Source organism: Actinoplanes sp. NPDC021490, assembly GCF_055562135.1.
This window is the reverse complement of the sequence record NZ_JBVHFW010000005.1, coordinates 543,064-562,728: the sequence shown is the minus strand read 5'-3', so window position 1 is coordinate 562,728 and position 19,665 is coordinate 543,064. Positions and strand designations below refer to the sequence as shown.

Genomic DNA, 19,665 nt, shown 5'->3' with positions numbered 1-19,665 from the left:
CTAGGCTTTCCGCTCATGAGCAGAGGCGCCGCATTCTCGTACTCGCCGCTGTTGCCGCTCGGCGACGACCTGACCGAGTACCGACTGGTCACGGATGAGGGCGTGGACGTGGTGCACGGCCCGGGCGGCCGGCGGTTCCTCACCGTCGAACCGGGCGTGATGACCCAGCTCACCGCCGAGGCGATGCACGACATCGCGCACTACCTGCGGCCCGCCCACCTGGGCCAGCTGCGCTCGATCATCGACGACCCCAAGGCCTCGGCGAACGACCGGTTCGTCGCGCTCGACCTGCTGCGCAACGCGAACATCGCGGCCGGCGGGGTGCTGCCGATGTGCCAGGACACCGGCACGGCGATCGTGATGGGCAAGCGCGGACGGCACGTGCTCACCGACGGCACCGACGAGGAAGCCATCGCCCAGGGCGTCTATCAGGCGTACACCCGGCTCAACCTGCGCTATTCGCAGCTGGCCCCGCTGACCATGTGGGACGAGCGCAACACCGGCTCCAACCTGCCGGCCCAGATCGAGCTGTACGCGGAGGACCCGGGCGGCGCCCCCGACGCGTACAAGTTCCTGTTCATGGCCAAGGGCGGCGGCTCGGCCAACAAGTCGTACCTCTATCAGGAGACCAAGGCGCTGCTGAACCCGGCGCGGATGATGGAGTTCCTCGACGAGAAGCTGCGGCTGATCGGCACGTCGGCCTGCCCGCCCTACCACCTGGCGGTGGTCATCGGCGGCACCAGCGCGGAGTACGCGCTCAAGACGGCCAAGCTGGCCAGCGCCAAATACCTCGACAACCTGCCCCGGCACGGCACGATGTCGGCCCACGGCTTCCGCGACGTCGAGCTGGAGGCGGCCGTCCTCGAGCTGACCCGCGACTTCGGCATCGGCGCCCAGTTCGGCGGCCGTTACTTCTGCCACGACGTACGGGTGATCCGCCTCCCACGGCACGGCGCGTCCTGCCCGGTCGCGATCGCCGTCTCGTGCTCGGCCGACCGCCAGGCCCTGGCCAAGATCACGCCGTCCGGCGTCTGGCTGGAACGGCTCGAGACCGACCCGGCGCGCTACCTGCCCGACGTCGACCTGGCCGGCGAGCCGGTCGTGCAGGTCGACCTCAACCGCCCGATGGCCGAGATCCGGGCCGAGCTGTCGAAATACCCGGTCAAGACCCGCCTGTCGCTGACCGGCCCGCTGGTCGTGGCCCGCGACATCGCCCACGCCAAGATCGCCGAGCGGCTGGACGCGGGCGAGCCGATGCCGCAGTACATGCGCGACCACGCGGTCTACTACGCCGGTCCGGCCAAGACCCCCGAGGGTTACGCGTCGGGCTCGTTCGGACCCACCACGGCGGGCCGGATGGACTCCTACGTCGAGCGCTTCCAGGCGGCCGGGGGCTCCCTGGTCATGCTGGCCAAGGGCAACCGCTCGGGCCAGGTCACCCAGGCCTGCAACTCGTACGGGGGCTTCTATCTGGGCTCGATCGGCGGACCGGCCGCCCGGCTCGCGCAGGACTGCATCCGCCACGTCGAGGTGCTCGAATACCCCGAGCTGGGCATGGAGGCGGTCTGGAAGATCGAGGTGGAGGACTTTCCCGCCTTCATCATCGTCGACGACAAGGGCAACGACTTCTTCGCCGACGTCACCCGCCCCAACCCCCTCCTGCGAATCGGCGCCCGCCCCTGACCCGCGTGATGAGCGCGGACGGGGTCAGGGGACGCAGTAGCCGGCGACCGGGCTCAGCCACTCCTTGAACTGGGTCTCGATCGTGCTGTTGAGCTTGGGCAGCGTGGTCACCGTCTTGACGTAGCCCTTGCTGGCCGCGCTCGCGTCGACCTTGGCCGCCGACGTCAGGCCGGCCGCCTTGAACTCGGGGTTCTGTGCCGCCGCGGTGTCCTTGCGGATCTTGGCAGCCACCTGCTTGAGCTCGGCCGTCGCGGTGGCCTCGGCCTTGGTGATCTCGGCCTTCTGCTTGGCCTCGCGATAGGTGATCAGCTTGCCCATCGCCGCGCCGAAGTCGCGTAGCTCGACCGAGTACAGGGTCTGCAGCTTCGCGCACACGGCCCGGGTGTTCGCCGTGTAGTCGGGTGCGGCGCTGCTCGGAGCGGTGCTCGGAGGGGTGGTGGCCGGGGCGGCCCCGGTGCTGTCCGCGTCACTGTCGCAGGCGGCGCCGGTCAGCAGGACGCTGCCGGCGAGCACGGCCAGGAGGGCGCGTCGCATGAGGGTTCCTTCGGTCGGGGACGGAAAACGCTCGCCCGACGGTACGTTCCGGCCGCCGGATCGTCCAACCCGTGCCCGGCCCGGGGACACGCCCAGCCCGTCCGCGCGCGGCACGCGAACGGGCTGTACGTCCCCCGTTGAAACACCGGCCGCCGCACCGTGCTGGGGCGATGAGTGATGTCATCCACGGCGCGGCGGCGTGGAACCCAGCCTGGCCTACCGCGCTGTTGATTCGCTGTCGTTGCGCTCTCGTCGCCTCCGCTACTGTCGACGGGTCCGGAACGGGGGCTGGCATGCGCTATCGCGTTCTCGGGCCACTGTCCGTCACTGTCGACGGGCGGAACGTGGCGATCACGGCGGGCCGTGACCGCATCGTGCTGGCCATGCTTCTCTTGCACGCGGGTCGCGTGCTGGGCGTTGGCGCCCTGGCCGACGCGGTCTGGGGGGCCGACCCGCCGGCCACCGCGAAGGGCCAGCTGCAGACCTGCGTGTCCCGGCTACGGCGTTCGCTTCCCGGCGGCGCGATCCGCAGCGACCCGGCCGGCTACTGCCTTTCGCCCGGTCCGGGCGAGCTGGACGTGGACGAGTTCACCCGGCTGGTCACCGAGGCCCGGCTCCGGCAGGACGCGGCAATCTATCGGCGGGCGCTCGACCTGTGGCGCGGGGAGGCCGCGGCGGGCATCGACAGCCACGGCGTACGGCTGGCCGCCGACGTCCTCGATCAGCAGTACCTCGCCGTGCTGGAGGACTGGGCCGAGCTCGAACTGGCCGCCGGCCGCGATCGTGACCTGATCGGCGACCTGTCCACCGCGGTCGACCGGTTCCCGTTGCAGGAGAGGCTGAGCGGCCAGCTGATGCGCGCGCTCCACCGCTCGGGGCGGCAGGCCGACGCGCTGGCCGAATACCGCCGGGTCCGCTCGGCCCTGCGCGACGAGCTGGGTCTTGATCCGGGTCGCGACCTGCAAGAGCTGCACACGTCGATGCTCACCGGCGCCGTGGTCACGACGTCCCGTCCGGGCCCGATCAGATGCCTTCCCCGTACGGTCGGTGACTTCACCGGGCGCGACGAGGTCGTGCGGCGGCTCGTGGGAGCGATCGACGTGGCCGGCGACGCGGGGCCGGTGATCGCTGTGATCGACGGGATGGCCGGCAGCGGCAAGACGACCCTCGCGTTGCACGTGGCCGCCCTGCTGGGCGACCGGTATCCCGACGCGCATCTCTTCGTCGACCTGCGCGGGCATCACGCCGAGCAGCCACTCGAACCGGCCGCGGCGCTGCTCGTGCTGCTGCGTCAGCTCGGCGTCGAGAGCGAGCGCATCCCGCCCGGGATCGTCGACCGCGTCGGCCTGTGGCGCACCGAGCTGGCCAAACGCCGCGCGCTCGTGCTGTTCGACAACGCCGCTTCGAGCTCGCAGCTGGCCGACCTGATGCCCACCGCGCCGGGCAGCCTGGCCCTGGTCACCGGCCGCCGCCGGCTGCTCGGCCTCGACGGAGTCCACCCCGAGTCGCTGCCGTTGCTGGAACCGGCCGAGGCGGTCGCCCTGCTGGCCCGGATCGCCGGCGAGCGGGTGCGAGCCGAGCCCGAGGCGGCGGCCGAAGTGGTGCGGCGCTGCGGCGGGCTGCCCCTGGCCCTGCGGCTGGCCGGTGCCCGCCTGGCGCACCGGCAGCGCTGGCGGGTGGCGGATCTCGTCCAGCGGCTCGGCGAGTCGGCGTTGCCCGAGCTCGAGGCCGAGGATCGCTCGCTGGTCAGCGCGTTCGCCGTGTCCTACCGGCAGCTGCCCGACCAGCTGCGGCGGGTTTTCCGGCTGCTGGGGTTGTGTCCCGCCAACGAGTTCGACGCGCTCTCGGCGGCCGCGCTGACCGGGCTCTCCCTGCCGGTCGTGCGGGACGCCCTCGACGACCTGGTCGATGTGCACCTGATCGAGGAGCCCGAACCCGGCACCTATCGCCTGCACGATCTGCTGCGCGAGTACGCCGCCGTGCTGGCCGGCGAGATCGGCGAGGAGTGGCGGATCGGGGCGCTTCGCGGACTGCTCGACCTGCAGCTGCACGCCGCCGTGGGAGCCAACCTCGAGGCGTACCGGGGAGCGGTCTTTCACGACATCGGTGACAGCTCGCCGCTGCGGGCGGACCTGGTGGCCGAGGTGACCGACCCGTTCGCGCGTCTCGAGAGGGAGAGGCCGTCGCTCGCCGCCTATGTGGACGCCGCGGGCCGCGAACCCGAGTTGACGCCGTACGCCTGGCAGCTTCCCCGGGCCGCCTGGCGCCACCTGTTCAACCGGGCCTACCTCGACGACGTGCTCGATCTTCACGAGCGCGCGCTGGAAGTGGCCGAGCGCATCGGCGACCGCGGGGCCACCGCGACCGTGCTCAACTATCTGGCTTCGGTGCATTACCGCCGGGGCCGGATGGACGAGGCGATCCGCATGCTGGAGCAGTGCCTCGCGATCCGCCGCGAACTCGGTGGCCGCAACGACATCGCCCGGGCCCTGATCAATCTGGCCGTCGTCTATCACGAGCTGGGTCAGTGGGCCCGCAGCAACGAACTCGCGCTGCAGGTGCGCCGGCTGTCCGTGGCGCGGCACGGCCGCGACGAGCTGAACACACTGGCCCACAACTTCCAGTGCCTCGGCGATTACCAGCAGGCGCTGCGCTATCACCGGCTGCGGCTGATGGGCCAGCTGGGGGCCGGCGACCTCAGCCGGATCGGCGACACCCTGATGAACATCGCCCTCGTCAAGTACCGCCTCGGCGCCATCGATCTCACCGAGGCACAACGACAGGTGCGGGTGGCGCTGCGGGCGACCCAGCGGGCCGGCTTCGCGCACTGGGAGGCCAACGTGCGCAATCAGCTGGCGCTGTTCCTGGCGGCCGAGGGCCGGTTCGACGAGGCGATCGCCGAACATCGGCAGGTTGTCGGGATCGGCGAGGAGCTGCTCAATCCGCAGCAGCTCTCGATGTTCTGCCACGGCTTCGGAACCACCCTGCGGCAGGCCGGCGACGATGCGGCCGCCCGGGTCTGGTTCGAGCGGGCGCTGGAGTTCGGCGAACGGTCGAGGCTGCCCTACTGGATCGCCCTGGCCCAGGCCGGACTGGGCGAGTGCCTGGCCGGCGAGGACCCCGGCGAGGCCCGCCGGCTGCTCACCCGGGCGCGGGCGGCCCTGGAAGTTCTCGACGCGCCCGAGCTGAGCGCCGTCGACAAGTCCCTGGCCGAAATCGGGAACGCGACGTGACGGCCTGACCCGGCGAAGTTGCCGACGTCGCTCGATTGGGTGGCCGGGATCATCTGCGAACCGGCCCACCCGGAGAGACGATGGGACGGTGACGACTGACGAGAGCGGTTACCGGATCGAAAAGGACACGATGGGTGAGGTCCGGGTTCCGGCCGACGCCCTGTGGCGGGCGCAGACACAGCGCGCGGTCGAGAACTTCCCCATCTCGGGGCGCGGCCTCGAGCCTGCCCACATCAAGGCGCTGGCCCAGATCAAGGGCGCGGCCGCGCAGGTCAACGCGGCCCTCGGCGTGATCGAGGAGGATCTGGCCAAGGCGATCGCGACGGCCGCGGCGCATGTGGCCGACGGCGGCTACGACGATCAGTTCCCGATCGACGTGTTCCAGACCGGCTCCGGCACGTCGTCGAACATGAACGCCAACGAGGTGATCGCCACCCTGGCCGCACGCGAGCTGGGCCGGCCGGTGCACCCGAACGACCACGTCAACGCGTCGCAGTCGAGCAACGACGTCTTCCCCTCGTCGATCCACCTGGCCGCCACCGAGGCGGTCACGGCCGACCTGATTCCGGCGCTCGAGCACCTGGGCACCGCGCTGCTGGCCAAGTCCGACGCCTGGTCCGAGGTGGTCAAGAGCGGCCGTACGCACCTGATGGACGCCACGCCGGTCACCCTGGGCCAGGAGTTCTCCGGGTACGCGAGGCAGGTCGCCAACGGCATCGAGCGGCTCACCGCCACCCTGCCGCGTCTGGCCGAACTGCCCCTGGGCGGCACCGCCGTCGGCACCGGCGTGAACACCCCGCCCGGGTTCGCCCCCGCGGTGATCGAGCGGCTGCGCCAGACCACCGGCCTGCCCGTCACCGAGGCCCGCGACCACTTCGAGGCCCAGGGGGCGCGGGACGCGCTGGTCGAGGCGTCCGGTCAGCTCAAGGTGATCGCCGTCGGCCTCTACAAGATCGTGAACGACATCCGCTGGATGGGCTCGGGGCCGCGGGCCGGCCTGCGCGAGCTGCGCCTGCCCGACCTGCAGCCGGGTTCGTCGATCATGCCGGGCAAGGTGAACCCGGTCGTGCCCGAGGCGGTCCGGCAGGTCTGCGCGCAGGTCATCGGCAACGACACGACGGTGTCCTTCGCCGGCTCGCAGGGCGACTTCGAGCTCAACGTGATGCTGCCGGTGATGGCGCGCAACCTGCTCGAGTCGATCCGCCTGCTGGCCAACGCGGCCCGGCTGCTGGCCGACCGCTGCATCGACGGGCTGGAGCCGAACGTCGAGGTGGCCCTGGCGTACGCGGAAGGCTCGCCCTCGATCGTCACCCCGCTCAACCGTTATCTCGGCTACGACGAGGCGGCCGCGATCGCCAAGGCCGCCCTCGCCTCGAACCGCACGATCCGCGAGGTGGTCGTCGAGCGTGGTCACCTTGAGAACGGCAAGCTCACCGAGCAGCAGCTGGACGAGGCGCTCGACGTCCTGCGGATGACCCGGCCCTAGGGGCCGCCGGACAGGGGAGTAACCAGCTTCCCTCAGGCCGGTACCCTTGTACGGTGAGTTTGCGCTTGTATGACACCGCGACCCGATCGGTCCGGGACTTCGTCCCGATGACGCCCGGCCAGGTCGGTATCTACCTGTGTGGGCTCACCGTGCAGTCGGTGCCCCATATCGGGCATTTGCGCTCGGCCGTCAACTACGACGTGCTGCGGCGCTGGCTGCTGCACACCAACTACGAGGTGCGGTTCATCCGCAACATCACCGACGTCGATGACAAGATCCTCGACAAGGCGTCGGCGCAGAGCCGTCCGTTCTGGGCGATCGCGCACGCCAACCGGCTGGTGCTGGATGCGAACTACCGCGACCTCAACGTCATCCCGCCGACGTACGAGCCGCTCGCGACCGGGCACATCCCCGAGATGCACGAGCTGATCGAGGAGCTGATCCGGCGCGGGCACGCGTACGCGGCTTCCGGCGGCACCGGCGACGTGTATTTCGACGTCCCGTCCTACTCGGATTACGGCGCGCTCTCGGGTCAGAACCCCGACGACATGCGCCCGCCGTCCGACGGCGGCGAGCCCGACAAACACGACTACCGCGACTTCGCGCTGTGGAAGGGCGTCAAGGCCGACGAGCCGCGCGACGCGTCGTGGCCCTCGCCGTGGGGCCGTGGCCGCCCGGGCTGGCACATCGAGTGCTCCGCGATGGCCCGTCGCTACCTCGGCGACGAGTTCGACATCCACGGTGGCGGGCTCGACCTGACCTTCCCGCACCACGAGAACGAGATCGCCCAGTCCCGCTCGGCCGGCCTGCCGTTCGCCCGGCACTGGGTGCACCACGCGCTGCTCAATCTGGGCGAGGCCAAGATGAGCAAGTCGCTGGGCAACGTGATCGACGTGGCCGCGGTGCAGGCGATGGGCATCCGCCTGGTCGAGCTGCGCTATTACCTGGGCACGCCGCACTACCGGTCGCGCATCGACTACTCCGACGACGCGCTGCGCGAGGCCGCGGTGGCGTACAAGCGGATCGAAGGTTTCGTGCAGCGGGCCACCGAGATCGTCGGCCCGGGCCGCCCGAAGGACGTGCCGCCGGCGTTCGCCGCGGCGATGAACGACGACCTCAACACGTCGGCCGCGCTGGCCGTCGTGCACGACTGCATCCGTGAGGGCAACACCGCGCTCGCGGCCGGTGACGAGGCCGGCATCCGCGGGGCGCTCACCGCCGTCCGCGCGATGCTGGGCGTGCTCGGTCTCGACCCGCTCGACCCGGCGTGGACCGGCGCCACCACCCAGAGCGAGCTCAAGCCGGTGGTCGACTCGCTGGTCAAGCTGGCCCTCGAGCAGCGCACGCAGGCACGCGCACGTAAGGACTGGTCGGCTGCCGACTCGGTCCGTGATCAGCTCAAGAACGCGGGAATTCAGGTGGAGGACACTCCGGCCGGGCCGCGATGGACGGTAGGAGAGCACTGATGCCAGGAAATTCGCAGAACGCCAGCAAGCGGGCCACCGCCAAGAAGGGCGCCGTCGCGGGTTCGGGCGGCAAGAACCGCTCGGGCCTGAAGGGTCGCGGCAAGACCCTTCCCGCCGACGAGCGTCCCTGGCACAAGGGTTACTCCGGCACCGAGAAACTTCCCGACAAGACCGCCCGTAAGCAGGACAAAGAGCGCCGCGCGGCGGCCGCCGAGGGTCGGGCCCCCAAGGTGGGGGTCCCCGGCACCAAGGACACCACCTGGGGTCGCGGCGGGGGCCGGGCCTACGGCAAGCAGACGCCGCAGCGTGGTCGGGGCATGACCCGTAGCGGCCCGCGTGTCGCCCCTGGCCGCCGCTCGAACCCGACCAAGGAAGGCCCCGAGCTGCTGCTCGGTCGCAACCCGGTGAACGAGGCCCTGCGCGCCGCTGTCCCGGCCACGGCTCTCTACGTGGCCCAGGGCATCGACATCGACGAGCGCGTGGCCGAGATCATCCGCACCGCCGGCGACCGGGGCATCCCGATCCTCGAGATCGGCCGCAACGAACTCGACCGGATGACCGGCGGTGTCCTGCACCAGGGCATCGGCCTGCAGGTCCCGCCCTTCGCCTACGAAGACTTCGACGACCTGCTGGCCGCCGCCCTCGAGCAGCCGGCCCCGCTGCTCGTGGCCCTCGACGGCATCACCGACCCCCGCAACGTGGGCGCGGTGATCCGCTCGGTCGCCGCCTTCGCCGGCCACGGCGTCTTCATGACCGAACGCCGGGCCGCCGGCATCACCGCAACCGCCTGGCGAACCAGCGCCGGCGCAGCCGCCCGAGTCCCGGTTTCCCAGGTGGTCAACCTGACCCGGGCCATCAAAAAGGCCCAGGAGTCCGGCTTCACCGCAATCGGCCTGGACGCAGACGGCGAAACCAACATCTACGAGCTAGAGGCAGCAATCGGCCCCCTGCTGGTAGTAGTAGGTTCCGAGGGCCGAGGCCTCTCACGCCTCGTAGGCGAAACCTGCGACCTGCGAGTCTCCATCCCCATGGCCTCAGACGTAGAGTCCCTGAACGCCTCAGTAGCCGCCGCCGTAACCCTGGCCGAGGTCTCCCGCCGCCGCTCCCAGCCTTAACCCCAAGCCGCCACCTGCCACAAGCAGGTGGCGGCCCGCGTACAGCAGCTCTGTGGTCGTCAATCCGCGCAGCGGCGTCGTGGTTGTTCTTCCGCGCGCAGCGCCGGCCATCCCGTACGGCCGTGGGCAACTCCCGCACCGCTTCCACCGTAACGTGGGGTCTGGGGGCTCGGCCCCCAGGCAGACATGTGAGAAGGAGCGGTGCACGGTTTCTGTGCACAGGGAAACCCACCTTCGAGCCCCCGGTCGGGATCGAACCGACGACCTCCCGTTTACAAGCAGTAACGCTCTCAACGATTGAGCGTACCCCTGCTAGCTGGCCTGCGCATTCAACGGAAAACATCTAGACGGAAGGTCTTATCTGGGGCCTGTTCCGTCAGCCGGCAAGCGATTCCGGGCCCAGGCTGTCCTGCGGCGGCTGAGCCCGGAAACGTAGGAACTGCACCCATTCCGCCTTGACCGCAGGAGGCACCCTCGGATCCTCGAGGATGGCGATGACCTCTTCGATCGTCGGCGTGAAGACGCGCCGCGTTTCCGCCGCCAGGCCCATCTCCTCGGCCGTCACGTAGCCGAGCAGGACAGGAATCTCTCGCGGGTCGAGGCCCAGCGCACGGAACACGGCCCGGGCGTTCTCGGGGTCCGGGGTACCGGTGCGCCCGCCTTCCCAGCGCTCGATAGTTGGCACGCTGACGCCGGCGGCGGTGGCCAGATCCTTCTGCGTCCACCCGCGGTCTTGTCGTGCCTTGCGCACGACCTGAGCAAACTCGCCGCGTGGATCCTGGGTTCCCCTGCGGTCGTCACTGCTCGCCATCCCCAGAGAATAGTGCAGGTCAGATAGCCTCTGTGCCATCAGGGCTGATGGGTGCTGGGCAAGCTTGGTCCGGTCGTGTGCCATAACGCCCCCTTGCTGCGGATACGCGGTCCTGCCCTCAGAGTGACATAGATCAATAGGTCAGGGGACATCATCCGCGTAGCCACTTGACCCATCACGTGTGATGGGTGCATGCTGACGCCATGCCACCCATCACACGTGATAGACCGGCGGCCATCGCCGACGATGTCAGGCGTGGCCCCTATCCACGCCTGACACCGGCCGCCGTCGAGCGCGCCAAGACCCAGCTGCACACCGACCGGCTCGAAACGATCTACCGGCTGCTCGGCTTCAGCGAGATGACCTTCTGGCGCGTACGCCGCGGTGAGTTCGACATCCGCTACTCGCACGCCCTGCGCGTCGCCAAACGGCTCGACTGGCCCGTCGCCCGCTGCTTCGAGGTCGACACCGATGACTGACTTCCATCGCCAGATCGGCCGCCAGGGCGGACTTGTCTCGTACGCCACCCGGACCCCCGAGCAGGAAGCCAACCGCAAACAGGCCGCCGCGGCGGGCCGCATGCGCCGCTTCCTCGAGCAGGTGCCCGCCGAGATCACCGACCCGGACGAGCGGATGCGCCGAGCCGGCGCCTTGCAAAAGGCGCACATGCAGGCCATTGCCCGTAAGTCCGCGGATCGGCGCCGGAAGGCGGCCTGAGAACTCGGGCCCGGACGGCGCTGCGCCGAAATCGCCGCCGGCCGGGCCCAGCCAACACACAGCGACGCCCCCAGCACGACCGACAAGCCAGCGCTGAGGGCATCAACCGAGAGGAATTGTCTCCCATGTCCACGGAGAAGGAAATCGCGGAGTACTACAAGCTCCGCCGCAAGCACATCAAGCTCGGCGGGATCCCCGCCGGCGCCGAGACGATGGCACGCCGAGGCGACCACGCCAACAAGAACAGCGACTTCATCCACCGGCCCCGTGGCGGTGCCCGATGACCACCGTCGTCCAGGCCACCACGCACCCCGCCCTCGACGCCCTCGCCCAGCTGGGCGGCACCGCCGACGCCATCGCGATCAGCCTGCACAACCTCGGCATCACCGGTGACGCCGGGCTGCCCCGGGCGCTGCGTCATCGCCAACTACCTCGCCACCCTGCCCGGCGTCACCGGCGTCGAGGTGGTCCCCACCCGTGCCTGGATCCAGACCGGCGGCGACATGACCACCGTCGCTCTGCCGGCGCCGGTCACCGACCTGATCCGCTGCTTCGACACGCACGCCTACCCGCAGCTGATCGCGCCGATGACCAACAGCAGCACGCGGGGCGGTGACCTGTGATGACGAAGGACATCGAGCACCAGGTCGCGACCGCCTTCGCCAACGACGTGGACGGACACCGCATGATGGTGCGCCTCGACCACGGCCTGCACCGCCACCTCGTCTTCGAGCAGCGCCGGCACTCGTGGAACAACCGCTTCGAACTGATCACCGTGCCCGGTTCGCTGACCATCACCGGCGACCGCGGCTCGTACACCTTCCGGCGGCTGGCCGACATGTTCTCGTTCTTCCGCAGCAAGGGTTACCCGTACGGCATCAACGCCGGCTACTGGGCCGAGAAGCTCGACAACGGCCGCCGCTCCGTACAGGTCTACGGCGAGCACATCCTCCAGCAGTACGTCGAGGAAGCGCTGGCGGAGTGGCCCGAGCGGTACGACGACCTTCTCCACCGGCACGAGACGCAGCAGACCACGTCCGGCTTCTACGCGCTCAGCGGAGCGCAACGAATCGAGAAGCCCAAGACGGTTGATGAGATCCGTGAGCTGATCCGTGAGCACGAGGAGTGGGGTTCCGGCGTCCAGTTCGAGGACGGCGCTCGCGAGCTGCTGGCCGAGCTGGAAAAGATCGGGCTGATCTCGGACACCTGGGAGTGGGATCTCCGCGACTACGACTACCACTTCCTGTGGTGCCTGCACGCCATCGCGTGGGGTGTCCAGCAGTACGACCGGGCGGTGAAGACCGGCCTGCACGTCGTGCGTACCGGCACCCTCGCCTGGGATGTCCCGCTGCCCACCGTTGCACCGAAGCCGCCGGTCCCGCTGCCGAAGCAGACCCCGGCTGGAATCAAGACCCTCGCTGTGGCCGGGGGTGTCCTGTGATGGCCACGACGCCACCGCCCGGGGCGACCTGGGAAGGCACCGTTGAGGACGTCGCCGACCGGCTCGACAACGGCTTCAACAACATCAATCGCGCCCACTCCAACGCCCTCGGCGCCATCGGAGCGATCGTGCGCAGCCGAGGGATGGCTCCTGTGCCTGCCGAGCAGCGACTCCAGTTCATCGCGCAGATCCTCGATGGCCTCGACCTGGTCGAGCGGCGTGTCTCGGGCGGTGAGCCGGAGTGACCACGACGATCGTGCACCCCATCGCCCAGCCCGAGGCCGACGCCGTCCGGTGCGTGCTCTGGGCCACCGCCCACATCCCGGTCACCGTGCACGTCGACGGCGAGCACCACCTCACCGTGCAGCCGGCCGGGCGGGCCCTGACCACCGGCGAAGAGGTCACCGCGCTGCGCGCCTTCACCGCCGTCACCGACGCCCGCGTCGACTGGAATCCGGCGGTGGCTCGATGAGCCAGGATCGCGACGCCCACGAGATCACTCGCCCCGACGGTGGCCGCTTCATCACCAAGTCTGGCGCGACTCCTTACGAGAACCGCGAGGGCTACAAGGTCACACCGGTGCGAGGTCACGACGACGAAAAAGGTCGTGGCTTCCGCGTAACGAAGCGAGGTCAACGATGACCGCCTTCATCAGCCTGCGCGCCGTCGTCCGCGGCGAGACCCGCCGCCAGAGCTCCGTCGCCGACGCCCTGCGCGGACCCGGCCGGCACACCCGGGCTTCGGTCGCCGAGCAGCTGGCCCGGCCCGCAACCGAGCAGCCGCCCATCTACGCGGCCGTCCAGGCCGACCTGCGCCAGGAGGTGCGCCGGTGATCACCAAGACCTTCAACGACTGCAAGGTCAAGGTCCGGGCGCTCCGTGGCCGTGACAACTGGGGCACCATGCTCGCAACCGTCAACGGGGAGCCCTACTCCGTAGTGGAGAAGTTCGACGAGGCCAAAGCACTCGCCGAGATCGAGCGGGATCTAGCGCCGATCCACGCGGCTCCGATCGACGGCGACAGGTGGCCAGCGCACTTCTACCCGCCCGGCACCTACGAGCTCTGCGACGAAGGACTACACCCGCGCGAGATCGGTGGGCAGTGCACGCACGTCACGTGCCAGCCGGGCTACTGGAGCCGAGGCGGTGAGGGCCGGTGACCGCCAGCCAGCTCAACCGGCTCGCCGCCCGCTTCCAGGCCGCCCTCGACGCCGAACGGGCCCGGCAGATCGCCCGCGAGAACAGCCGCTACGGCCGGTCCACCGGCATAGACCTGCGCCGCGTCCGCGACACCGAGACCGCCTACGACCTGGCCACCGCCGCCTGCTGGAGGTGGCCGGCATGAGCAAGACGAAGCGGTACGTCGTCGGCCTCGTCAACGGCGAGGTGCTGGTCCAGGGCGAGCGGAACACCGATCCCGAATGCTGCGTCAACTGCGGTGCAGGGTCGCACCCCGGGCGCCGGTGCAACGCCGGCTACCAGCCCTTCGAGGCCTACGAGGGCCACCGGGGTGATGAGTCATGACCGGGAACTGGCCGCTGCTGCTCGCCGGCGCCCTCGCCATCGGCATGGTCTCCATCGGGATCAACGTGTGGCAGGCCCTCAACGCCATCGACGCCCGCGCCGGGCTGCGGGAATTCGCCCGCGGCAAGGTCCGGTACCGCGAAGCCAACCGGCAGCTGCGCCGCGAGCGCAACGAGGCACTGGCCCACGCCGACGACCTGGGCCGGCGGCTCAACGACGCCGCGATCGCCTGGGTCAACGCGCCGATGTTCCCCGACGGGATCGGCCGGATCTACCTCACCGACGCCGAGGTCGACGCGCGCTGCGCGGCCCTCGAGCGCTTCCTCACCGACGACTCCGACGGGACCGATGCCCGATGAACGAATACGGACCGGACAAGATCTGCCAGCGCACGAAGTGCACGGAGGAGGGGCCAGCCGACCACAAAGGCGGTGCCCACCTCGACCCCCGTGACCGCGAGCGGTTCGACGGCAACGGCACCTCCCTGCGCGCCGTCACGTACAAGGTGCGCGATCAGCTGCAGGCGCTGGACCGGGTCGGCCGGGAGCGGCCCGAGCTGGCCGAGGTCATCGACGTGGCGTTGCGCGCCGCGCTCGACGAGATCCACTTCCTGAACGGCCAGCTGGCCCACGTCCGGGTCGACGCCGACCGTCAGATCCGTGAGGGCTCGCGGCGGGCATTCGACTGCGACGAGCACGGCAAGACCATTCAGGGTCTCGAGGAGCAGGTCGACCACTACAGCCGGACCGCTGACCGCAACAACAAGGCACGACTGGCGCTGCTCGGGGGCATCACCGCCTTCGACAGCCTGATCACCGCCACCGACGAGATGACGGCGCTGGGCAAGCCGACACCAGACACGGCCGCCCTGCTTGAGGCGATCCGGGTCACGCTGAAGAAGGTCCACGCGTCGCACACCCGGGCGTGGTCGAAGTGAGCACGGTCAAGGAACTCAAGCCGTGCGGCACGCACGCCGCCTACAACCGGCACATCCGCCGCGGCGAGACGATCGACGACGCCTGCCGCACCGAGCACAACCGGGTCACCAGCCAGGCGCAGAGGATGCGCACTGCCCAGGGGCGCCGACTGACCCAGGCTCAGGAAACAGCCCGCAAGCAGGCCCTGGAAGCTCTCGTGCACCGGCACGCCGATGAGTTCAAGCGGCTGTACTCGACCGCCCTGCTCGAGGCGTTCTGCGACACCGGCCTGGACGTTCCGGGCGGTGAGCTCAGTGCCTGACCCGCTGCACATGACCGCCGCCGTCCGGGCCGCCTGCGACTGGGCTGCCGAGCACGGCGAGCCCTACCCCGAGCCGGAGATGCTCGCCGCCTATGGGCAGGTTCTGCTCGACGCGGTCCGCACCGCCCTGGCCGGAACCCTGCGCCGGATGGCCGGCGGCGCCCACGACCCCGTGCTCACCCTCGACGTCGCGGGAGCCCTCGAGAAGGCCGCCCAACTCGCCGAGAGCGTGCTGCTGCCCACGGAGGTGGCGTCGTGATGCCCAAGGCCGGCGAGATCCTGCTGATCACCAAAGCCGCATCCGTCCAGTTCGCGGCGCCGCTGCTGTTCTCGGTCCGCCGGGTCTTCACGCTCGGGTCCACGCCGCAGGGCTGGGTGTGGCTGGCCGGCTACGAGCTCGACAGGTACCGCGACGCGGTCGAGAAGCGGGAGATCTTCGTCCAGCTCGCCGGACTGCGGCCTGCGCCGGAACGCCAGGCGCCACCGGCCGCACCGGTCCGGCGGCCGGTCAACCGCGGGCCCGTGCCCATCCCGAAGCAGCGCACCAGTACCGCCGCAAGGAGCCACCGATGAGACACAACGGACAGATCCGATACCGCGGTGCCCGGCTCACCTCCGCAACACCGCGCCAGCCCATCACCCTCACGCCCCGGCCGGCCTGGATGACCGACCCCGCACGGGGATGCTCCCCGGAGAAGGGCGCCGCCAACCTTTTCACCTCCCACGACAGTCAGGATCTGAGCGACGCCGCGGCGCTGTGCATCAAGAACCGGTGCCCGTTCATCGAACAGTGCTGGTCCTATGCGGTCGAGCACCGGGAGACCCACAACGTGTGGGGCGGCCGGGTGTTCTCCAGCCCCCGGGTCCAGGCCGAGGCCGCCGGCGAGCGGGCCCGCCGCGGGATGACCGCCGACCACGACCGGATCGAGCAGGCCCTGACCGCCGACCCGCGGCTCATCAACAACATGGGGCCGGACGAGCGGGCGGACGTGATCCGGGCCGGGCTGGCCCGCAACATGACCGTCAGCGCCCTGGCCGCCTGGTTCCGGCGCAACAACCAGCAGATCCGCCTGATGCTGCCGCCCGGCGAGCGTCCCGCCCCGCAGGCCCGGCGTCTCGCGGACCTCGACGAACGGGTGCGCGCGCTCTACGACGCCGACCAGCCCGACACCGCGATCGCGCTGAAACTCGGCTACTCGCAGACCGTCGTCTGCGACGCCCGGCGCCGCATGCAGCTGCCCAGCAAGTTCGGCCCCGGCGGCCGCCGCCTGGCGGTGAACGCCTGATGTGCGCGCACGTGTGGCCCGGCGACCTGGATCCCGACGCCGAGTGCCTTTCCGGCTGCGGCACGACCTACCGCGACTAGTCCGAGGAGGACGAACAGCAATGAGCAGATACAGCCCAGAGCGCGCCCACGAAACGGCGCTCGCACTGTGGGGAAAACGGACGCTCAAGACTCGGCTGTTCAGCAAGGTCTTCGTGGACTTCGAGACCGGCTGCTGGATATGGACTGCGGCGCTCGACAACCGCGGGTACGGGCAGTTCAACGTGGCCGGCAAGCCGGTCAAGGCGCACATCGTGATGTTCAAGGTCTACGGGAACTCGATCTCCGACGGCCTGACACTCGATCATCTCTGCCGAAACACCCGGTGCGTCAACCCGGAGCACCTCGAGCCGACCACCCGGTCCGAGAACACACGGCGACAGTTCGATGCGGCCGGACACCCCCGGTCAAACCAGACGAAGTGCAGCCGGGGACACGACCTGATCGGCGACAACGTCCGGGCCAGTTCTCCGCCTGGACGGCGCGTCTGCCGCGAGTGCCAGAAGGACAACAACTGGCGCTACCGCGCGCGGAAGAAGGCGAACGCATGAGTGACCTGGTGAAGATCCCACCGATGCGCCCGGAACCCGAAAGGGACAAATGGGGTCGCTACGTGCTGCCGGACGCCAATGGGCGGCCGCGGTCGTGGACCCGGGCCACCACGGTGGTCGGGACGCTCAAGGACCTCAACGGGCTGATCGGGTGGAAGCGGCGCAAGGTGGCCGAGGGGCTGGCCCTGGCGCCGACACTGCTCAACCGGATCCCGGAGATGGCCGCCGCGATCGAGACGGCGCCCGACTGGCGGGCGGCCAAGGAGGCCAAGGCGGTCCTCGACGCGCTGTGCGACGAGGCGGCTCACGCGGCGGGGGCCGACGCGGGATCCGAGGCCGGCACCCAGGCGCACACGCTCACCGAGTACGCCGACGCCGGTCGGCTCGCCGAGGTCAAGCACCTGGCCACCGAGAGCGAGCTGGCCGACCTGAACGCCTACCTCGATGCCTGCTACGAGGCGAGCATCGTCCGCCCGCCGCAGTGGATCGAGCGGATCGTCATCAACTCGGTGACCGACTCGGCCGGCACTCTCGACCGGATCGTCGACATGCAACGACCCTGCTCGCAGTGCGGCGGCCACCTGAAGATCGCCGACGTGAAGTCGCAGAAGACCGTCGACTTCGGCTGGCTGGAGATCTGCTGCCAACTGGGCCAGTACGCCAACGCCGACGGCATGATCGGCGAGGACGGGCAGCTCGAGCCGCTGCCCGAGGGGCTGTGCCGGTGCACCGGGATCGTCATGCACGCCCCGGTGGGTCAGGCCAAGTGTGACCTGTACGAGATCGACCTGACCGTGGGCTGGCAGGCGGCACAGATCGCCGCCGAGGTCCGGCGCCTGCGGGCGATGTCGAAGTCGCTCGGGTGGCCGCACACCGTGCGCACCGAGCCGGTCGGCGACCAGGTGCTCGCACTCATCCGCGCCGCCGGTCACCCCAAGGCGCTGGCCGCGCTCTATCGCGACCTGCATCCGAAGGGCCGGTGGACGCCGACGCACACCGAGGCCGCCCGGGCCCGCAAGGCCGAGCTGCTCCAGCCCACGCGATGAAGCCAAGACCCCCGCGGTTTGTAGAGAACCGCGGGTCCTGAAAACCCATCCTCTTATCCCAAGGAGGCCCGCAATGGGCTATCTCAACCCCCACTTCCTGCACGGCAAGAGCCTGGCTGACATGACGGCGGAGATCCGCGCGATCAACGTCGAGAAAGGGTGGCGCTCCGCTGAGGGCGGTCCTGGCGGCAATACCTTCGGCGACTACGTCGCGCTGCTGCACTCCGAGCTGAGCGAGGCCCTGGAGGCCTTCCGGGACTGGCGACTGCGCGACCCCCGCAACGGGCCGAAGCCGGAGGGCGTGGGCTCCGAGTTCGCCGACGTGCTGATCCGGCTGCTTGACACCTGCGACGTCTTCGGCGTCCGGCCGTTCGAGATGGACCTCCAACTCGGCGACGTCTCGCCCGTCGAGGCACGGCACCTGGAGTCGTTCGGCGACTGGGTCTCCTGGCTACACGGGCTCACCGCCCAACTCGGCAAGACCGGCCCGGCCTCACTTGCTGGCGACGCCGCATTCCTGCTGCGCGCCCTGGTCACCACCACCGAGCACTTCGCCATCGACCTGGCCGGCGAGTACGAGCGCAAGGTCGCCTACAACCGCACCCGTTCGTTCCGCCACGGCGGCCGCGCGCTGACCGACACCAACGCCTGACCTGCCCGAACACCCATCCTCTTATCCCAAGGAGCACCAGATGCCCATCGGCGTCAGCGCAGCACCGTACGCAAAGTTCAAGAACCCCGGCGACCGGCACGGCGGCACCATCGTCGACTTCCGGGTCGTGCAGACCACCGACTTCGACACCCGCCGGCCGCAGTACCTGCAGCAGAACGAGGACGGGTCGTGGACCCGCACCTTCGACGCCTACCGCAAGTCCGACGGCCGGCCCAACGACCCGATCTGCCAGTGGGAGGTCACGGTCGACACCGGCGTCGAGGACGCCAACGGCGACAGCGAGCTGCGGATCTTCATCGACCCGCGCAAGGGCCGGCGCAACACCACGCTCGAGGGCAAGCGGGGCGGGGACGCCGTCGCGATCGCCCTGAAGAAGGCCAAGGCCCACCGGGTCGGCCTGGAGATCGGCGCGAAGTTCTTCCTGATCCTCGGCGAGCAGGTGAAGGACGGCACCGGGCCGAAAACCAACACCTGGACCGCGGAGTACGAGCCGCCGGCGGGCGGGCCCGGGTCGGGCAAGCCGGTCGACGAGACGCCGATCCTGGTCGGCGGCAAGCCGTACGACAAAGACGCCGAGCTGAACAAGTGGGAGGCGGTCCAGGGCCCCGCCCTGCAGGCGTCGATCGCGGGTGCCCAGGCGGCCCACAGCGAGGCGCGCGCCATGGCCCCGACGTCGGCCCCGGTGGCTGCCACTGCCCCGGCCAGCGCGGCCGCGGCGCCGATCGACGACTCGGACATCCCGTTCTAGTCATGCGACTAGTCTAGTCGCTCGGCCACTTGCTCCCGCTCTCCCGGCGGGCCGGGCCCTTAGCCGGGTCTGGCC

29 protein-coding genes are annotated in these 19,665 nt (G+C 70.1%); 27 read left to right on the top strand and 2 right to left on the bottom strand.

The window, feature by feature from the left end:
* Positions 1-15 precede the first annotated feature (15 nt).
* The gene (locus ACZ3I4_RS17740) at positions 16-1,683 is read left to right on the top strand and encodes a fumarate hydratase (RefSeq protein ID WP_465382991.1); all 1,668 of its coding nucleotides are present in this window, start codon (positions 16-18) and stop codon (positions 1,681-1,683) included.
* Positions 1,684-1,707: 24 nt separating this feature from the next.
* Here the strand turns inward: ACZ3I4_RS17740 and ACZ3I4_RS17735 are convergent, their stop codons facing one another.
* Entirely contained in the window at positions 1,708-2,217 is a 510-nt protein-coding gene (locus ACZ3I4_RS17735) for a hypothetical protein (RefSeq protein WP_465382990.1), read from the bottom strand.
* 293 nt (positions 2,218-2,510) lie between these two features.
* Here ACZ3I4_RS17735 and ACZ3I4_RS17730 point away from each other — a divergent pair, with 293 nt between their 5' ends.
* The 4 genes from ACZ3I4_RS17730 (at position 2,511) to rlmB (ending at position 9,517) form a co-directional block, all read left to right on the top strand.
* A complete protein-coding gene (locus ACZ3I4_RS17730) occupies positions 2,511-5,450 on the top strand; it encodes an AfsR/SARP family transcriptional regulator (protein WP_465382989.1) in 2,940 nt (979 codons plus the stop codon).
* 88 nt (positions 5,451-5,538) lie between these two features.
* Entirely contained in the window at positions 5,539-6,936 is a 1,398-nt protein-coding gene (locus ACZ3I4_RS17725; RefSeq protein WP_465382988.1) for a class II fumarate hydratase, read from the top strand.
* 53 nt (positions 6,937-6,989) lie between these two features.
* Positions 6,990-8,402, top strand: coding sequence for a cysteine--tRNA ligase (gene cysS / locus ACZ3I4_RS17720; RefSeq protein WP_465382987.1), 1,413 nt, complete (start codon positions 6,990-6,992; stop codon positions 8,400-8,402).
* On the top strand, positions 8,402-9,517 hold the full coding sequence (gene rlmB / locus ACZ3I4_RS17715; RefSeq protein WP_465382986.1) for a 23S rRNA (guanosine(2251)-2'-O)-methyltransferase RlmB: 1,116 nt from the start codon (positions 8,402-8,404) through the stop codon (positions 9,515-9,517). The genes cysS and rlmB overlap by 1 nt, the downstream gene beginning before the upstream one ends.
* A 376-nt stretch (positions 9,518-9,893) precedes the next feature.
* Here rlmB and ACZ3I4_RS17710 read toward each other — a convergent pair whose 3' ends face one another.
* Entirely contained in the window at positions 9,894-10,328 is a 435-nt protein-coding gene (locus ACZ3I4_RS17710) for a helix-turn-helix domain-containing protein (RefSeq protein ID WP_465382985.1), read from the bottom strand.
* Positions 10,329-10,531: 203 nt separating this feature from the next.
* Between ACZ3I4_RS17710 and ACZ3I4_RS17705 the strand changes: the two genes are divergently transcribed.
* The 22 genes from ACZ3I4_RS17705 to ACZ3I4_RS17600 all read left to right on the top strand — a co-directional run bounded on the left by ACZ3I4_RS17705 (position 10,532) and on the right by ACZ3I4_RS17600 (position 19,590).
* Positions 10,532-10,807: a hypothetical protein gene (locus tag ACZ3I4_RS17705; RefSeq protein ID WP_465382984.1), complete on the top strand. Its 276-nt coding sequence runs from the start codon at positions 10,532-10,534 to the stop codon at positions 10,805-10,807.
* Entirely contained in the window at positions 10,800-11,045 is a 246-nt protein-coding gene (locus ACZ3I4_RS17700; protein ID WP_465382983.1) for a hypothetical protein, read from the top strand. Before ACZ3I4_RS17705 ends, ACZ3I4_RS17700 begins: the two co-directional genes overlap by 8 nt.
* A 125-nt stretch (positions 11,046-11,170) precedes the next feature.
* Positions 11,171-11,329, top strand: coding sequence for a hypothetical protein (locus ACZ3I4_RS17695; RefSeq protein WP_465382982.1), 159 nt, complete (start codon positions 11,171-11,173; stop codon positions 11,327-11,329).
* A 105-nt stretch (positions 11,330-11,434) separates the two neighbouring features.
* Positions 11,435-11,668, top strand: coding sequence for a hypothetical protein (locus ACZ3I4_RS17690; RefSeq protein ID WP_465382981.1), 234 nt, complete (start codon positions 11,435-11,437; stop codon positions 11,666-11,668).
* Positions 11,668-12,486, top strand: a complete 819-nt coding sequence (locus ACZ3I4_RS17685; RefSeq protein WP_465382980.1) for a hypothetical protein — start codon at positions 11,668-11,670, stop codon at positions 12,484-12,486. The genes ACZ3I4_RS17690 and ACZ3I4_RS17685 overlap by 1 nt, the downstream gene beginning before the upstream one ends.
* A complete protein-coding gene (locus ACZ3I4_RS17680) occupies positions 12,486-12,731 on the top strand; it encodes a hypothetical protein (RefSeq protein ID WP_465382979.1) in 246 nt (81 codons plus the stop codon). Before ACZ3I4_RS17685 ends, ACZ3I4_RS17680 begins: the two co-directional genes overlap by 1 nt.
* Positions 12,728-12,958 carry a hypothetical protein gene (locus ACZ3I4_RS17675; protein ID WP_465382978.1) on the top strand — a complete coding sequence of 77 codons (231 nt, stop codon included), beginning with the start codon at positions 12,728-12,730 and terminating at the stop codon, positions 12,956-12,958. Before ACZ3I4_RS17680 ends, ACZ3I4_RS17675 begins: the two co-directional genes overlap by 4 nt.
* On the top strand, positions 12,955-13,128 hold the full coding sequence (locus ACZ3I4_RS17670) for a hypothetical protein (protein WP_465382977.1): 174 nt from the start codon (positions 12,955-12,957) through the stop codon (positions 13,126-13,128). The genes ACZ3I4_RS17675 and ACZ3I4_RS17670 overlap by 4 nt, the downstream gene beginning before the upstream one ends.
* Positions 13,125-13,319, top strand: coding sequence for a hypothetical protein (locus ACZ3I4_RS17665; RefSeq protein WP_465382976.1), 195 nt, complete (start codon positions 13,125-13,127; stop codon positions 13,317-13,319). The genes ACZ3I4_RS17670 and ACZ3I4_RS17665 overlap by 4 nt, the downstream gene beginning before the upstream one ends.
* A complete protein-coding gene (locus ACZ3I4_RS17660; protein ID WP_465382975.1) occupies positions 13,316-13,645 on the top strand; it encodes a hypothetical protein in 330 nt (109 codons plus the stop codon). The genes ACZ3I4_RS17665 and ACZ3I4_RS17660 overlap by 4 nt, the downstream gene beginning before the upstream one ends.
* Positions 13,642-13,830: a hypothetical protein gene (locus tag ACZ3I4_RS17655; protein ID WP_465382974.1), complete on the top strand. Its 189-nt coding sequence runs from the start codon at positions 13,642-13,644 to the stop codon at positions 13,828-13,830. The genes ACZ3I4_RS17660 and ACZ3I4_RS17655 overlap by 4 nt, the downstream gene beginning before the upstream one ends.
* A complete protein-coding gene (locus ACZ3I4_RS17650) occupies positions 13,827-14,009 on the top strand; it encodes a hypothetical protein (protein WP_465382973.1) in 183 nt (60 codons plus the stop codon). Before ACZ3I4_RS17655 ends, ACZ3I4_RS17650 begins: the two co-directional genes overlap by 4 nt.
* A complete protein-coding gene (locus tag ACZ3I4_RS17645) occupies positions 14,006-14,368 on the top strand; it encodes a hypothetical protein (protein WP_465382972.1) in 363 nt (120 codons plus the stop codon). The genes ACZ3I4_RS17650 and ACZ3I4_RS17645 overlap by 4 nt, the downstream gene beginning before the upstream one ends.
* Positions 14,365-14,946 carry a hypothetical protein gene (locus ACZ3I4_RS17640; protein WP_465382971.1) on the top strand — a complete coding sequence of 194 codons (582 nt, stop codon included), beginning with the start codon at positions 14,365-14,367 and terminating at the stop codon, positions 14,944-14,946. The genes ACZ3I4_RS17645 and ACZ3I4_RS17640 overlap by 4 nt, the downstream gene beginning before the upstream one ends.
* Positions 14,943-15,248 carry a hypothetical protein gene (locus ACZ3I4_RS17635; RefSeq protein ID WP_465382970.1) on the top strand — a complete coding sequence of 102 codons (306 nt, stop codon included), beginning with the start codon at positions 14,943-14,945 and terminating at the stop codon, positions 15,246-15,248. Before ACZ3I4_RS17640 ends, ACZ3I4_RS17635 begins: the two co-directional genes overlap by 4 nt.
* Positions 15,232-15,507, top strand: a complete 276-nt coding sequence (locus ACZ3I4_RS17630; RefSeq protein WP_465382969.1) for a hypothetical protein — start codon at positions 15,232-15,234, stop codon at positions 15,505-15,507. The genes ACZ3I4_RS17635 and ACZ3I4_RS17630 overlap by 17 nt, the downstream gene beginning before the upstream one ends.
* A complete protein-coding gene (locus ACZ3I4_RS17625; RefSeq protein ID WP_465383023.1) occupies positions 15,507-15,821 on the top strand; it encodes a hypothetical protein in 315 nt (104 codons plus the stop codon). The genes ACZ3I4_RS17630 and ACZ3I4_RS17625 overlap by 1 nt, the downstream gene beginning before the upstream one ends.
* Positions 15,818-16,534, top strand: coding sequence for a WhiB family transcriptional regulator (locus ACZ3I4_RS17620; RefSeq protein ID WP_465382968.1), 717 nt, complete (start codon positions 15,818-15,820; stop codon positions 16,532-16,534). Before ACZ3I4_RS17625 ends, ACZ3I4_RS17620 begins: the two co-directional genes overlap by 4 nt.
* Positions 16,535-16,727: 193 nt before the next feature.
* Positions 16,728-17,123, top strand: coding sequence for an HNH endonuclease (locus ACZ3I4_RS17615; RefSeq protein WP_465382967.1), 396 nt, complete (start codon positions 16,728-16,730; stop codon positions 17,121-17,123).
* Complete coding sequence (locus tag ACZ3I4_RS17610) at positions 17,120-18,169, top strand: hypothetical protein (RefSeq protein WP_465382966.1); 1,050 nt, start codon at positions 17,120-17,122, stop codon at positions 18,167-18,169. The genes ACZ3I4_RS17615 and ACZ3I4_RS17610 overlap by 4 nt, the downstream gene beginning before the upstream one ends.
* A gap of 73 nt (positions 18,170-18,242) precedes the next feature.
* A complete protein-coding gene (locus ACZ3I4_RS17605) occupies positions 18,243-18,821 on the top strand; it encodes a nucleoside triphosphate pyrophosphohydrolase family protein (RefSeq protein WP_465382965.1) in 579 nt (192 codons plus the stop codon).
* A 40-nt stretch (positions 18,822-18,861) separates the two neighbouring features.
* Positions 18,862-19,590: a hypothetical protein gene (locus tag ACZ3I4_RS17600; RefSeq protein ID WP_465382964.1), complete on the top strand. Its 729-nt coding sequence runs from the start codon at positions 18,862-18,864 to the stop codon at positions 19,588-19,590.
* Positions 19,591-19,665 lie beyond the last annotated feature (75 nt).